This is a genomic window from Arenicella sp. 4NH20-0111 (assembly GCF_040366405.1).
Classification (GTDB): domain Bacteria; phylum Pseudomonadota; class Gammaproteobacteria; order Arenicellales; family Arenicellaceae; genus Arenicella.
In genome coordinates this window covers 262,253-276,967 of sequence record NZ_BAABWF010000006.1, presented here as the reverse complement: position 1 = coordinate 276,967, position 14,715 = coordinate 262,253, and the positions used below count along the sequence as shown (strand labels likewise).

Annotated in this window: 10 protein-coding genes and 1 pseudogene; 1 reads left to right on the top strand and 10 read right to left on the bottom strand. The window is 45.4% G+C overall.

Translation table 11 applies throughout. The features are described from left to right. Positions 1 to 17: 17 nt before the first annotated feature. The 4 genes and pseudogenes from ABWW54_RS14040 to ABWW54_RS14025 form a co-directional block, all read right to left on the bottom strand. Positions 18 to 821, bottom strand: a complete 804-nt coding sequence (locus ABWW54_RS14040) for a phytanoyl-CoA dioxygenase family protein (protein ID WP_353413024.1) — start codon at positions 819 to 821, stop codon at positions 18 to 20. A 363-nt stretch (positions 822 to 1,184) separates the two neighbouring features. Continuing rightward, positions 1,185 to 1,319 (bottom strand): annotated as a pseudogene (locus tag ABWW54_RS14035) (magnesium chelatase subunit ChlI family protein); the annotation flags it as partial. Between the two features lie 215 nt (positions 1,320 to 1,534). Then, a complete protein-coding gene (locus ABWW54_RS14030; protein ID WP_353413022.1) occupies positions 1,535 to 1,855 on the bottom strand; it encodes a hypothetical protein in 321 nt (106 codons plus the stop codon). Between the two features lie 32 nt (positions 1,856 to 1,887). Next, the gene (locus ABWW54_RS14025) at positions 1,888 to 7,293 is read right to left on the bottom strand and encodes an FG-GAP-like repeat-containing protein (protein ID WP_353413020.1); all 5,406 of its coding nucleotides are present in this window, start codon (positions 7,291 to 7,293) and stop codon (positions 1,888 to 1,890) included. A gap of 156 nt (positions 7,294 to 7,449) precedes the next feature. Between ABWW54_RS14025 and ABWW54_RS14020 the strand changes: the two genes are divergently transcribed. Next, a complete protein-coding gene (locus ABWW54_RS14020) occupies positions 7,450 to 8,136 on the top strand; it encodes a response regulator (protein WP_353413018.1) in 687 nt (228 codons plus the stop codon). Between the two features lie 54 nt (positions 8,137 to 8,190). Here the strand turns inward: ABWW54_RS14020 and ABWW54_RS14015 are convergent, their stop codons facing one another. From ABWW54_RS14015 to ABWW54_RS13990, 6 genes are all read right to left on the bottom strand, one after another. Beyond that, entirely contained in the window at positions 8,191 to 9,933 is a 1,743-nt protein-coding gene (locus ABWW54_RS14015; RefSeq protein WP_353413016.1) for an ATP-binding response regulator, read from the bottom strand. A gap of 290 nt (positions 9,934 to 10,223) precedes the next feature. Further along, positions 10,224 to 10,646 (bottom strand): hypothetical protein, encoded by a 423-nt coding sequence (locus ABWW54_RS14010; RefSeq protein WP_353413015.1) that lies wholly within the window; start codon positions 10,644 to 10,646, stop codon positions 10,224 to 10,226. 68 nt (positions 10,647 to 10,714) lie between these two features. After that, positions 10,715 to 10,993 (bottom strand): 1-deoxy-D-xylulose-5-phosphate synthase, encoded by a 279-nt coding sequence (locus ABWW54_RS14005; RefSeq protein WP_353413013.1) that lies wholly within the window; start codon positions 10,991 to 10,993, stop codon positions 10,715 to 10,717. Positions 10,994 to 11,207: 214 nt separating this feature from the next. Continuing rightward, complete coding sequence (locus tag ABWW54_RS14000; protein ID WP_353413011.1) at positions 11,208 to 11,573, bottom strand: DUF3997 domain-containing protein; 366 nt, start codon at positions 11,571 to 11,573, stop codon at positions 11,208 to 11,210. Positions 11,574 to 11,926: 353 nt separating this feature from the next. Then, on the bottom strand, positions 11,927 to 13,468 hold the full coding sequence (locus ABWW54_RS13995) for a YifB family Mg chelatase-like AAA ATPase (protein WP_353413009.1): 1,542 nt from the start codon (positions 13,466 to 13,468) through the stop codon (positions 11,927 to 11,929). 154 nt (positions 13,469 to 13,622) lie between these two features. Beyond that, entirely contained in the window at positions 13,623 to 14,579 is a 957-nt protein-coding gene (locus ABWW54_RS13990) for a LysR family transcriptional regulator (RefSeq protein ID WP_353413008.1), read from the bottom strand. Between the last annotated feature and the right edge of the window lie 136 nt (positions 14,580 to 14,715).

Below are 14,715 nucleotides of genomic sequence, written 5' to 3'. Positions count from 1 at the left end.
TCAAAGCAGCGGCGCGTTCACGCGTCCGACTGCCTTTGCTTGTTAGCTGTGATTTCTCGCGCCAACCTATACCAATGATTATTAGCAATATTGCCAATTTCTTCATCTGTTGGTAAAACTTGAGGATCTAAGAATTCTGACGCCAAAGGATGATACTTGCCGACACAAAGATCAAATGCCTTTCTTTCAGGGTTTAGCTCGTAGTTGCCCCTATGTATCATTTGGGCGCTGAATATCAATACATCCCCGCGCGCAAGGCCAATTAGTTCAGAATCAGGAAGTGATTCACTGTTCCTGTGACCATCTAATTCAAATCGTACATCTCTCTCCAGCTCAGTATCCCACCGCCTATGCGTACCTGTTACGATTTCAACGCCCGTTTCTTCAATTAATGGAATCCGAATGTGAAGGCTTAACATTTTGCTTTGTTCATCACTTTGCACTGAATCTTCTATAGGGCTGTATTGCATATCTCTATGCCAATACGGAAGGCGCTCGATATTAGAAGGGTTAAAAAACAGCTGCGTATTATGAAAGTGGATATCAGGACCGAACATAGTCTTAACAGTTTCAGTTAATTTTGGAGAGGCAATTAACTCGAAAAACTCTTTTCTTCGATCAGGAGCTTCTAGAAAGTATTCTGGGCTCGTCAGCGAATGCATGTTGACCAGTTTATTATCAAATATTATGGCTTCGTTTTCCGACTGCCATTTTTGATAAATGCGATCAACATGCTCATCTAGCATAGATACCTCTTTATCACTAAAGAATCCTCTAAGGACAGCATATCCATGCTTTTCATACTGATCTATTGGTTTCATCGTAACTCCATTCTTACAGCTAACAGTATGATATACGGGACGGCGTCCCAGATATCATTATTATCAGGAATCCTTGTTTTATTTTATTGTTCATTTCTTCCTTCTATATAAATCATTGTTTATTGATCACTATTTAGTTATATAGCAGTTTTTCTATATTATTAACTAGGAAACCATCCCTGTTTTTTACTTGTATTGAACTGATTTTGAGACATTAACTTCCCTAGAAAGGAAAAAAGCTTAGCCGCCCTTACTTAGCGTCATTTGAGAGGATACATGGTTGTTCATTGATATGACAACCGTACCCGTACGGCCTTTTTAGGGTGGCACTTAATAGATATAGTTTAATTCGCCACCTAAAAATCACCCACGATCCAGACTTCGAAATCCAATGGCTTCAGATAGATGTTCTTTGGTAATCAACGGTTCTTCGGACATATCCGCAATGGTACGTGCTAGCTTTAAGATTCTATGATAGGCACGGGCGGACATATTCAGTATCACAATGCCCGTGATCGGCACCTCGTCCATTTTACTCCATGCAATCGATCGACACTACTTATTACCGCTCTGATCGTAATCTTGAGCCTCATTCAGAAGAAGTTACCTATCTCTCCCAATCTTCATAAACCTATTTGTGCCATGAAAACCCATGCAGCTAATTAGTTGTATAGTAAAAGACCATTATCAAATCATGAAGAGCCTTGAAAGACTCAATCGGAGTCAATATCACAAGCGCAGTCCACACCGCCTGACGCATTCGTGGTTTCACGCACCTCACATACCTCGGCATCAGGGCCGATAGCATCGGCTTCAAATTCACACGCGGCTTGACATGTCGTGGCGCCACTGGCGTTACCGGCTAGTGGGCCACCAACGGTGGTATCCGTCGTGCACATAGCAACCGATGTTTGCGCATGGGCGGGTAATATCACCGCGTTAATAAGAGGTTTGCTCCAGATTGGGGCCAGCAGCGTTGCGGTGGCTAAACCAAGTAATTTTCGCTTTTTGATGTCAGTTTCTATTTCTTTCATTGTTTCGTTCTCTTTTTGATTCGATAGTGTGTCTATTCATCGTCATCTAACAAAAGTAATTGCAGGATGGGAGTAATGGCAGGGGTTCGGTTTTCTACGGCATCGGGTATGCCATTAGCGTTGTTGTCGGTGTCGGCAACTTGGGGATCAGAACCGAATTCGAATTCTTCTATGTTGGTAAAGCCGTCGTTATCTGGGTCGGCATCACGATCAAAAGAGTTTCTTGGATTCAAGCCATTAGCCAATTCATAGTCGTCAGGCAAACCATCGCCGTCGGTGTCTGAATCGCAGGCGTCGCCCACACCGTCGCCTTCAAAGTCGGCTTGGTTAGGGTTTGGGTCATCAGGGCAGTTATCTAACGGGTCAAGAACACCATCGCCATCACGATCAAAATCGTCGTTCTTAATGGTGCCCAACCCTCGCCCGTCGACAATGGCGACACCGAAGCCAGTAGCATTGGATAAATTAACCAACACAGTTTCATCATCTTCAACCATAGCGTCTCCGCTTACCGAAACACTGATTGTTTTCGACAATTCACCGCGACTGAATGTCAGTGTGGTTGTGCTTACGGCCGTGTAATCTTGCCCAGCCTCTGCGGTACCATTTGCCGTTGCATAATCCACGGTCACCGTACCCGCATTCGCTCGCGATAAGCGCACTGTATAACTCAATGTCACGCTACCAGTATTACCCTCATTAACAGGCACTGCGTCACTCACTGAGATGCGAGTACTGTTATCAATTACTGTAATTGTTTGAGTTTCTGTTCCATCGCAAAGGCCTGGTGATTCATACACTATTGTGTAAGTTCCAGGCGGCGTGTTAGATAAGTCGATGGTGCCAGTGGTCGGATTAAGAGACAAATCACCAGCCCCAAATTCCTGAGAAAAATCACCGCCAGCAATGCCTGTTATGCTGGGTGTTGGGTCAGCGTCGGTGGTCAGATAACGTGTCGCCGGATAGCTAAATGACGCATCTTCACGAGGGGTAATCGGTACTGTATGAGCGCCGCACATGCCAGGTGTTACGACACTCCCACCTTCACCGCGTACAAAATACGTAATTGAGGCAAGATTAGCAGGGGGGGTTAGAAGTATTGCGTTACTAACAGTGGAACCAATGAGCGTACCACCGCAACTGTCGTTGTAAACCGCCCACTGAGCTGCGTCATTAAGAGAACCCCTCCAGTTAACCAAAGCGGAGTTCCCAGCACAAATGGTGGGTGGCCCATGTGTCACGTTAGGGATATCAGGCGCACCAGCATCGCGCACCATAATGCTCGCGGTGCCATCAATAAACCCCGCAACCACAGCTCGAATTTCCACCGCTTGATCACCGTCTACCAAGCCATCGTAGATCGCGTTAACCGCAAACGCGTGTGACGTCGTTTGGCCTGCAGGGATGGTGACGGTGGTCGGCACCGTTGCTTCTGACGTGTCGCTGCTGATTAATGTCACCACTAAATCGTTAGAAGTATCTAAGGTCCGCGAGACCGTTGCTGTGGTGGCCGCCAAACCATCGGCTTCGCTGATCGATGCGGCAAGTATGCTGAGCGTTAAATTTGCAGCAGTGCCACTGGTTATGTCTATTTGATCAATAACGGGCGTTAACGCCGGTGACAATGATTGCAACTCGGCACGCCAGCGTAAGTCGTTACCAGTGGTGGGGAAAACAAAGGGGCTGCCGGGTTGAATACTAAACCATTGTGCGCCGCCGTTATTGCTTAGGTAATAGTCAACCGAGGTGTTAATCGGAATCGGCTGGGTTTGGGTGTCACTGAGGGTGGCGCTGCTAATGTTGCTGGTTTGCGTATCCACCCGCACCGAGCGCGCCCTATTGCGTGCGGTGTCAAAACGCGTGTCTCTTCGAAAAAACCTGTTTCGCGCGCCAGTACCCCCTCTATTGTTCCCGACAATCACATCGAGATTACCATCGCCATCCACATCGCCTAAAGCCATGGCCCTTGTAGAATTATCTGGGCTGATGTCTGTTCCAACGACGCCGTTAAACGGGTCGGAGCTGCCGTTATTGAGATACAAGCGGTTTTCTGCTCGATTGTTAGCGGCAATCACATCCAGGTCACCATCGCCATCGATATCGCCCAGAGCAATGGCCACTACCGAACCTCTATCTTGGCTGATGTTCGTTCCAGCAACACCGTTAAATGGGTCTGCAGTACCGTTATTTAAATACAGCCGGCTCTCTTGGGCAGAATTACCTAGGCCAAAACTACCTGCGACGACATCAAGATCGCCATCGCCATCCACGTCTCCTAGCGCAATGGCAAGAGTTTCATAGATATCTGTGCTGATGTTGACTCCAGCGACACCATTAAACGGGGCAGCGCTGCCATCATTTAAATACAACCGGTTAGGTTCTTCTCTCGAACCGCCCACAATAAGATCGAGATCTCCATCGTTGTCCACATCGCCCAGGGCAATCGCACTAGTATTACTGCCTTCTCCTATGATGGCTTCAGCGACACCGTTAAACGGGGCAGCGCTGCCATTATTTAAATACAACCTGCTACGGCCGACATTACCCGTAATCACATCGAGATCGCCATCGCCATCCACATCGCCCACGGCAATGGATAATGTCACATCTCTATCTTCGCCAATGTTCGTTCCAGCGACACCGTTAAACGGGTCAGCAGTACCATTATTTAAATACAGTCGATTGGCTTCCCGCTGAATAGTATCCGAATTACCGGCAATAGCATCCAGATCACCATCGCCATCCACATCGTCTAAGACAATAGAACTCGTGGTATTGCTATCTGTCGTGATATCAACGCCCGTAACATTGTTAAACGGGTTGACGCTGCCGTTATTCAAATACAATCGATTTCGACCTCTATTACCGGCAACCACATCGAGATCTCCATCGCCATCCACATCGCCCACGGCAATAGCACGTGTGTCATTACGATTCTCGCTGATAGTCGGCCTGACGAGCCGGTTAAACGGATCCGCGCTGCCGCTATTTAAAACCAGTCGGTTAGGTTGGCTGCGAAGGTTGCCAGCAATGACATCGAGATTGCCATCACCGTCCACATCAACTAGGGCAATAGCACGGGTGTCGTTACGATCTTCGCTGATAGTTGCAGCGGTAACTCCGTTAAATGGGTCGGCGCTGCCGTTATTTAAATATAAGCGATTAGTTTCACCGACACCATCGGCGTTAGCCAAATCAGCATTACCCACAACCACATCGAGATCACCATCACCATCCATATCGCCCAGTGCAATGGCGCCTGTCTGATTGGCATCTGCCGTGATGTTGCTGCCAGTGACGCCGTTAAACGGGTCAGTAGTACCGTTATTTAAAACCAGTCGGTTGGGTTGGCGTTCATTGCCCGCGATAACATCAAGATCGCCATCACCATCCACATCGCCCAGTGCGATGGCAAGAGTATCATTCACATCTGCCGTGATGTTGGTGCCAGTGACGCCGTTAAACGGGTCAACCGTACCGTTGTTTAAAACCAGCTGGTTAGGTTCGCGCACATTACCCACGATGACATCAAGATCGCCATCACCATCCACATCGCCCAGCGCAATGGCTAAAGTTCTATTTCTATCTGCACTGATGTTCGTGCCGATGACACCATTAAACGGATCAGCCGTACCATTATTTAAAACCAGCCGGTTAGTAATGGCAGCGCCAACTAAATTGCGATCGTTACCCTCAATGACATCAAGGTCGCCATCGCCATCCACATCGCCCAACACAATGGCACGAGTGCCATTGCGCTCCGTCGTAATGTCCATGCCAGTGACGCCGTTAAACGAGTCGGCAGTACCGTTATTTAAATACAATCGGTTAATACCAAAAATATTTCCCGCGATAACATCAAGGTCGCCATCACCATCAATATCACCTAAGGCAATGGATCGTGTCGAATCGTCATCTGTGCTGATATTGGAGCCAGTAACGCCGTTAAACGGGTCGGCGCTGCCATTATTTAAATACAACCGGTTTAGGCCCGAATTACCCGCGACAACATCGAGATCGCCATCACCATCCACATCGCCTACCGCAATGGCTTCTGTAAGATTGCTATCCGTACTTATGTTGACGCTGGTGGCGCCGTTAAACGGGTTGGCGTTGCCGTTATTTAGATACAAGCGGTTAGTATCGCCGGAATTACCGGCAATAACATCCAAGTCGCCATCGCCATCCACATCGCCTAGGGCTATAGCAAGAGTCTCATTAGTATTCGCGCTGATATTCGTACCAGTGACACCATCAAACGGACCGACGCTGCCGTTATTTAAATACAACCGGTTTCGTCCTCGATTGCCCGCAATGACGTCGAGATCGCCATCGCCATCCACATCACTCAGGGCAATGGATTGTGTGGAATTAGTAGCCGAGCCGATGTTGGTGCCTGTGACACCGTCAAACGGTGCGGCGCTGCCGTTATTTAAATACAACCGGTTAATTTCACGGCTGCTGCGGGCATTACCCGCAATGATATCCAGGTCGCCATCACCATCGACATCGCCTAGAGCAATCGCACGAGTCTCATTAGCATCTGCCGTGATATCGGTGCCAGTGACGCCATTAAACGGGTCGGCGCTGCCATTATTCAAATACAATCGGTTAGTATCATCAAAACCGCGGGAATTACCCTCAACGATATCGAGGTCGCCATCGCCGTCCACGTCACCGAGTACAATGGCTTGCGTCCGATTCCTATCCGCGCTGATGTGAGTGCCGGTAACGTCGTTAAACGGGTCGGCACCGCCGTTATTTAAATACAATCGGTTCGTTTCACCGAAGTCACCAAAAATGACATCAAGGTCGCCATCGCCATCCACGTCGCCTAGGGCAATGGCAAAAGTAATATTAGCATCCGCGCTGATATTCGTACCAGTGACACCATCAAACGGGCCAGCACTGCCGTTATTTAAATACAACCGATTAGGCTGGTCCAAATTACCTGTAATCACATCGAGATCGCCGTCGCCGTCCACATCGCCGAGTGTAATGGCAGTAGTGTTATTGATATCCTCACTGATATTCGTGCCCATGACACCACTAAACGGGTCGGCGCTGCCATTATTTAAATACAACCGGTTGTTTGTGTCGGCATTACCCACAACTACATCAAGATAGCCATCGCCATTGACATCACCCAGCGCAATGGCAGCTGTGGCATTGCTATCGCCTGTAATATCGCGGCTGGTGGTGGTGGCCGACTGCAGTGCCCCGAATCGGCGTTGCCATCTCGACAAGGTTAATTGTTCTTGGTCCGTGTCCCAGTTAGCGTTTGTTTGTGCGGTGTCTCGCAGCGCAATATTGGCGAAATTTTCGCTGAACGGCAAACCGGGGGACGAAGCTTGAATAGGGCCGGAGAAGAACACAATGAGAACGGCCATCGCTGGTCTGATAATCTGCAACATAGGTAGGGTGAAATTAGGGCTCAAGATAACTGATCTTATCCACAGTCAAGGATTGTGTAGTCCACCCAAAGTACTAAATTTTGTTATAAAGCTGTCTTTTTAAACGCCTTACTGATAAATATAATTTATTGAAAAGGGTCAGTCTTTCTGTCACAGAGGCCGCGACTCAAAGAAACAGCAATGAAGCACGCCCCACCCACAGTTGACTCATCGTCTGTCTATCAGGCCTATTGCAAAAGCGACATGAACGTATTAATTATTGATGACCACAAAATGTTTTCAGAAGGTTTAGGCCACATTCTGTCCCAACAAAATAAAAACATTCGCATTCATACATCGACCAACATACAGGAATCAATGGCGTTGCTTGGCAATGATGGCCATTACGATGTGATACTGCTGGACCTGACTTTCCCCGACGTGGACGGTTTAGATGTGTTACGCATCTGCTTGGAAAAGAAACCGCAATCCCCAGTACTGATGGTGTCTTCAGAAATGAACGTTGCCAAAATACATCAAGCAAAAAAAATCGGGGCTTCAGGGTTTGTGGCAAAATCAGAAAGTGCCGAAAAAATAAGAGAAGCCATTAGTGTGGTTGTCTCTGGCGAGCCCTATTACCCACGTAATCTAACAAACATTTTCAAGATGCTGCCAAAGAACGTGGCGGTTACCGAATCGCCATTAAGTCGTCGGCAACAAGAGGTAATGGAACTGATCTATAAAGGTTACGATAACAAAACGATTGCAGACCTGTTGTTCATTGGTGTCAGTACGGTTAAAACACACATTAATGCGATCTTTCAAATTCTTGATGTGAGCTCACGGTCGGAGTGCATTAAAAAAGCCAAGGACTCGGGGTTGCTTTAGATTGTGTTGCTACTAATTTTTTCCGCTTAAATAGCGGCTTTTGTTGTAACTAAGTTACCCTTCTTTATTAATTCGCTCTAAGATAAGCGGCATTAGCACCGCTGAGCTTATTGGCTTTTGAACAATGACCACGTTTTTTCTCTGTGCCGGTTTCATCTGATCAAAATTCGCCTCTCCGGTTACAATGATGCTAGGAATATCGGCATTCATGAATTCACAGGTCTTCTCAATCACATCAAAACCAGTCTCTCCATTTTTCAAACGATAATCTGCAACAATCACGTCCAATGAGGGTTTCATATTGGCGAGGTGTTCAATGGCCTCAGACGCTGACTCGGCAGTTATAACATTCATGTCAAAGTTATTTAATACCAGACTGATGGCCTCTCTAACTGGTTTTTCATCATCAACAAATAAAATATTCAGCCTACGCTTAACGTCTATATCTGTTAGCACAGCAGCCGCGTGCATGGTCTCTTGTTGTGGGTTTTCGGTTTGACATCGAAGAGAAAAAGTTGACCCTGAACCCTTTGTAGAATCAAGCTTGATCTCATGATCAAGAAGGTCAGACAAACGTTTAACGATTGATAGACCCAAACCGAGACCAAGGCGATAATCTCGATGACTGTTGTTAAGCTGTTCAAATTCATTAAAAATTTGCTGATGATGATCATTTGAAATACCTATTCCGGTATCGGTAACGGTTATCAAAAGCTGATTTTGATCTTCTATCGCTCCAAGAGTAATGGCGCCCTTTGGTGTGTAGCGAATGGCATTACTTAATAAGTTTCCAATGATGCGACTTATCAAAATTGGATCTGTTTTAATAAAGCCATTAATAGGTTCAATACTAAAATTAAGACCTTTCTTTTGCGCAGCTAGGCTGTATTCCTCCTCTAGAGAAGAATATAGCTCTGGAATTGAGACTGCCTGTAAGTTCACGTTGACTGAACCGGAATCCAGATTAGAGATGTCCAACAACGAATCAAACAGCGTAGACAGGTGATCATGAGAACGAACTAATTTATCCAAAATATCATTCTGCGAGTCTTTTTCTAAAGTGAACCTTAAGGCATCAAGTAATAAAACGGATGTGTGTAGAGGTTGGCGCAAGTCATGGCTTGCGGTGGCAAGAAATTTGGACTTAGACGTATTTGCTTTTTCAGCTAGCAGCGTTTTCTCTTCAAGCTTTTGAACCAGATCGTCATTTTCGAACCGAAGTTTTATGCTCTCATACGTGGTCTTATGAGAAGCACGCCCGTAAATCGAGATTGCAATAATGAAAAGAATGGTTGTTATCCCTATACCCATTTGAATTTCCTCTCCAACCCAAATCAGCGCGATAACGAGCAGTGACAATGAACTCCATATATAGGCGTAATATCCAGGTAAATAGTTCACGTCAGAGTTAGATGCTCCTAACGCGATGCCTCCTAGCATGAATAACATAAAAAGCTGATATTCCAACTGCTCAGGAAAAAACCAAACCGTGCTCGCCCCCCATAACAATCCAGATATCAAATTCCCTATAAGTAAAAACTGTCTAAATGTATCCGCATTTTCTTCAGTGAGTGATTTCCAGTTGTAATAAAATATAACCAGTCGAGCAATGGGTAATATTAACGCCAGGAATAACCAAATTTCCAAAGATTTTTGATCGACCTCTCCCCAAAGCACAAACGCATAGATAACCGCCAATACGATCACAACAAGCAAGGTAGACGCTACAGATTTATGTAAGAGGCGTAGCTGCTGAATTTCCGTTTTGAGGTGCAACTTGCTATTAGTGATAGTCATCTACTATTTTAGAGTCTTAATTTTAGAATCTATCTTATCAATTCGTGACAGACTAAAGGTGTATTGTATTAATCTAAACGAGAATGAGAGTCGTTCGTCACCGTCTCAATGACGATTTATCCATTGCTTTTCGCCAAATCGAACTTGATTGATTATTACGAATAGTTGGCAACGCCCAGATTAGCGATTCAGTATATATTTCTTGTTTCCTGCTCATAGATACAGTTAACGCCCTTAAAACGGGTGCGCGCTTTCTGCGCGTCCGAGCGTAGCGGCAGTGTTTTACCTTGTTAACTCTTTTTATCGCAAACATCTTGGTTATTAGCTTTTAATAGACGAATAAGTTCTTCATTGTATGCTTTGGCGTAAGCCAATGCATGCGACTCAGTGCTTTTACGATCATTGCATGTTCCCAAGACATCACCACCAACCCATAGAAGTTCCCATTCAAAAGCATCCATGTAGCAAATAAGCATATTTGTATCTATTACTAAACTATCTATACCGGGCCTTTCCGGGCCAATTCCATTTGCGACACCATAAGCTTTGTTTTTACCGTTAGGCTTAAAGCTATTCTTAGCATCTGATTTGGCGTTCTCTACTTTAAATTGGTCTATTACGAACTCAAAGTCACAACTGGACCGTGCTGAGGAACTAAATAATAAGATGAATGCAACGACAATTACTAAGCAGTGATTCATAGAGATATTCATAGAGTTAACGCCTCACTCAGCGGAAAAATGCGAGCGGTAGCGAGTCTTTTTTCCGATGCAGTGACTTGTTATGTGTTTATGTAAGATAAGTATTCATCCTTAACATCAGCGTCAATTATTACACCACGATTACCACCATACAAACGATCGTTTTGATCTTTACGAGGTCCAGAAATCCAATAATGGTCGCCCGACTCTGTTTCAAAATAGTTTGCTTTGTAACCTGACCCTTTTAATGTTTGAAAGCGTAAGCCACGATAGCAATAAGATTTCCCAGATTTAGATAAATATACGCGCCCAATTCTAGCATCACCTTCTAAGCCTTGGCTTTTATCCTCGATATACATAATTTTAGATCGAGATAATTTGTACTCAGAAGGAATCTCATCTTCAGAGTTTAGTTATTCTTCGTATTTATATAAATTTCCAGCCATATTTATTACACAAAACGCCTGTGTATGAGGCATTTTTTATGTAGTGTAGTTTTGGGGTAAAGTGGCGAAGCCACCCCAAAACGAAGCGAAGTAAAAAATGTCCTTATGACACATTTGTTAGAAATTTCTAAAACTCCTTACTAAAGTTGGGCAGCCCAAGCTTCCGGCTAAGTTCGTTAAACCGTACTTCGGTAAATGGCCCTTGCGTAATTTCATCTGGGTTTAGGTACACATTATCCTTTTCTCTTACAATATAAAAATACGAAGGAACTGCGCTTCCTGGCTCCAGCTGCTTTGCGACCACATATTTTTCGTTGGCACCTACAGCTACAACTTTGTGATCCACTCTTCCGTGATACGATCCAGAATCATCGATTTTTATCCCAAGATTAATATTACCGTCTATATAGTAGACTTCATACTCACCGTCTTCCCGCATAGGGCCGCATGCCGACAAAACGAATACAAGAAGTACGCTAGTAAGTAATTTCATGGCCTATTTCTAACAGTATGATATACGGGACGGCGTCCCAGATATCATTATTATCAGGAATCCTTGTTTTATTTTATTGTTCATTTCTTCCTTTTATATAAATCATTGTTTATTGATCACTATTTAGTTATATAGCAGTTTTTCTATATTATTAACTAGGAAACCATCCCTGTTTTTTACTTGTATTGAACTGATTTTGAGACATTAACTTCCCTAGAAAGGAAAAAAGCTTAGCCGCCCTTACTTAGCGTCATTTGAGAGGATACATGCTTGTTCATTGATATGACAAGCGTACCCGTACGGCCTTTTTAGGGTGGCACTTAATAGATATAGTTTATTTCGCAAGCTAAAAATCACCCACGATCCAGACTTCGAAATCCAATGGCTTCGGATAGATGTTCTTTGGTAATCGATGGTTCTCCGGACATATCCGCAATGGTACGTGCTAGCTTTAAGATTCTATGATAGGCACGGGCGGACATATTCAATTTTTCGCATACGACTTCCAGAAATCGCAATAAATCGTCGTTAAGATCACAATGAGTTTCCAGCTCTTTGCTACTGAGCTGGCTGTTCAACTTATTCTGTCGTTTATTTTGTGTACTCCTAGCTTCTACAACTCGCTCTTTGATAGCTTGAGAGGTTTCACTGTTTGAGTCTTTGCTTTGCAGTGTCTTAAGATCGAGCCTGGGAAGGTGTACGTGCATATCTATTCGATCTAACATTGGACCGGATAATTTTGAACGATAGCTCTCAATGCTGATCGCACTGCATTGGCACCTTTCTGTACCGTCTCCCAAAAACCCACATTTGCACGGATTGCAGGCGGCCATGAACATAAAATCCGCTGGGTATGAAACTGACCTGCTGACTCTGGCAATGTTAATATGACCTGTTTCTAATGGTTCTCTTAGCTGCTCTAAAGTCGCTCGTGAAAACTCCGTCAGCTCATCTAAAAACAATACGCCGTTATGAGCTTTTGAAATCTCCCCTGGTGTAGGATTGGACCCTCCGCCAACTAACGCTGCGGAGGAGGATGAATGATGCGGCGACCTAAACGGTCTTTGCCGCCAGGACCGAACATCAAACTCACCAAAAGCTACTGAATGAACTGACGCTGTAACCAGCGCTTCTTCCTGTGTCAAATAAGGCAATATGCCGGGCAAGCGTGATGCCAGCATACTTTTTCCGGTACCGGGAGGGCCTATCAATAAAACACTGTGGCCACCGGTTGCGGCAATTTCAAGCGCGCGCTTAGCATGATGTTGCCCCTTAACGTCCGCAAGGTCTGCGACGCCATGGTCACTGCTGCAAGGCACTTCTTCGCGGGTGCATGGTTGCAGCTTCTGCTGCCCCACCAAGTGGGCACACACGTCGAGAATGTGATTTGCGTGACGTATTGACGTCTGTTCTACTAAACCCGCTTCGGGGGCGTTTGCACTCGGTACGATAAGCTCATTACCGCCCTTTCCACAGGCCATCGCCGTGGGCAAGACCCCACTTACCTTGCGAAGAGCACCGTTGAGTGCCAATTCACCCACAAACTCGAGGCCATCGAGAGATGCATGCGGCAATTGACCAGAGGCCATTAATATTCCTATGGCTATTGGCAAATCAAAGCGGCCACCGGTTTTTGGCAGGTCGGCCGGTGCCAAATTAACGGTTATTCGCTTTGCTGGAAACTCAAACCCTGAATTTAAGATCGCCCCTCGAACACGATCCTTGCTTTCTTTAACCACGGTTTCTGGTAAGCCCACTGTTGAAAACGAGGGCAGCCCGTTGGCAAGGTGTACTTCGACCGTTACCGGTAACGCATCAACCCCAATCAATGCGCGGCTGCGAATCATGGCCAATGATTTTGTATTCTCTATGGGCTCTAAATTAACTGCGTGCATATTACTCTCCTTGTAAAAAGCCTAACCTAATCGTTAAATTTGCCAACGCAAATATAGACGTCGACTTAGCACATCCATTGTGCCGTTTACTCGTCTTTACGTAAGCCCAGCGGAGGGCTCAAGCGCAGACAAGCACATTCAAAAAACTATACCATCAACCGGCAGCCTCTTCAGCCTGAATTTCCTGCGCGACTTCTCGGATTACGTTTCTAAACCATTTGTGTGCAATATTGTGATGAAGCAACGGACTCCAAACCATGTGCAATTCGATACTTGGTATCTCGAATGGCGCCGGTATGATTGCTAAATTGTCAAAGTGATCAACCAGGTGCGTAGATCGAGTGGCAACGGTGGCGACCAGATCTTGCTGCTGCGTAAGTTGAATGGCGGAAATATAGTGCCGTGTATAGACTGATATATTTCGACGCTTTCCCAGCTCATCCAGGGCTATGTCTACCCAGCCTAATTTTTGCACATCATCAGGGTTAACACCGGTGGCAACGCCCATTCCGGTTTTATTAACCCACACGTGATTGGCTTTGAGATACTTATCAAAATTAAAACCTTCGCGCAGCGGGTTGTCTTGCCTCATCACACACGAAAAATCATCTTTCCAGAGAACCGACAAATGCAAAGATTGGGGTAATTGGTCAAATCGATTCATAACCAAATCGACATTACCAAGCTCAATATCTTGAAAAGTAACATCGCTGGGCGTCAGAATGTCCAGCGCGGTATCAGGCGCTTCTACCGCCATTCTTGAACGCACTCTGGGTAACAAAGTGGTTTCCGCGTAATCGCTCGCCATTACTCTGAAGAGACGTCGTGAATTGGTCGGGTCAAATTCAATGGTCGGCTGCACGAATAGCTCAATTTGCGACAACACATTTTGTACTAGTGGCTGAAGCTCTTTTGCTTTATCGGTGGGCATCATGCCATTGGATGTTCTCACCAACAATGGATCATTAAATACCTTGCGCAGTCTTCGCAAACCATTACTCATTGCAGGCTGACTAAGACCCAGGTGTTCCGCCGCTTTAGTGACGTTTCCTTCGCGAAGTAAAACGCTAAAGTAAACAAGTAAATTCAGATCGATATTTGATAGATTCACAATTATTCATCTAATGAATGAGTATTCATGGATCATAACCTATGTTAATTATTGCGCCAACTGTTTGTTTTAGTGATGCCTCTGCCGATCACAAATCAATGACCGCCTGCGAGATACAGAACGCAAAAAAGGCGAC

Coding starts and splice junctions, on each gene's coding strand:
- ABWW54_RS14030 (WP_353413022.1), bottom strand. CDS start 1,855: ATGAAAGAAATAGAAACTGACATCAAAAAGCGAAAATTACTTGGTTTA.
- ABWW54_RS14040 (WP_353413024.1), bottom strand. CDS start 821: ATGAAACCAATAGATCAGTATGAAAAGCATGGATATGCTGTCCTTAGA.
- ABWW54_RS14010 (WP_353413015.1), bottom strand. CDS start 10,646: ATGAATATCTCTATGAATCACTGCTTAGTAATTGTCGTTGCATTCATC.
- ABWW54_RS14000 (WP_353413011.1), bottom strand. CDS start 11,573: ATGAAATTACTTACTAGCGTACTTCTTGTATTCGTTTTGTCGGCATGC.
- ABWW54_RS13995 (WP_353413009.1), bottom strand. CDS start 13,468: ATGCACGCAGTTAATTTAGAGCCCATAGAGAATACAAAATCATTGGCC.
- ABWW54_RS14005 (WP_353413013.1), bottom strand. CDS start 10,993: ATGTATATCGAGGATAAAAGCCAAGGCTTAGAAGGTGATGCTAGAATT.
- ABWW54_RS14015 (WP_353413016.1), bottom strand. CDS start 9,933: ATGACTATCACTAATAGCAAGTTGCACCTCAAAACGGAAATTCAGCAG.
- ABWW54_RS14020 (WP_353413018.1), top strand. CDS start 7,450: ATGAAGCACGCCCCACCCACAGTTGACTCATCGTCTGTCTATCAGGCC.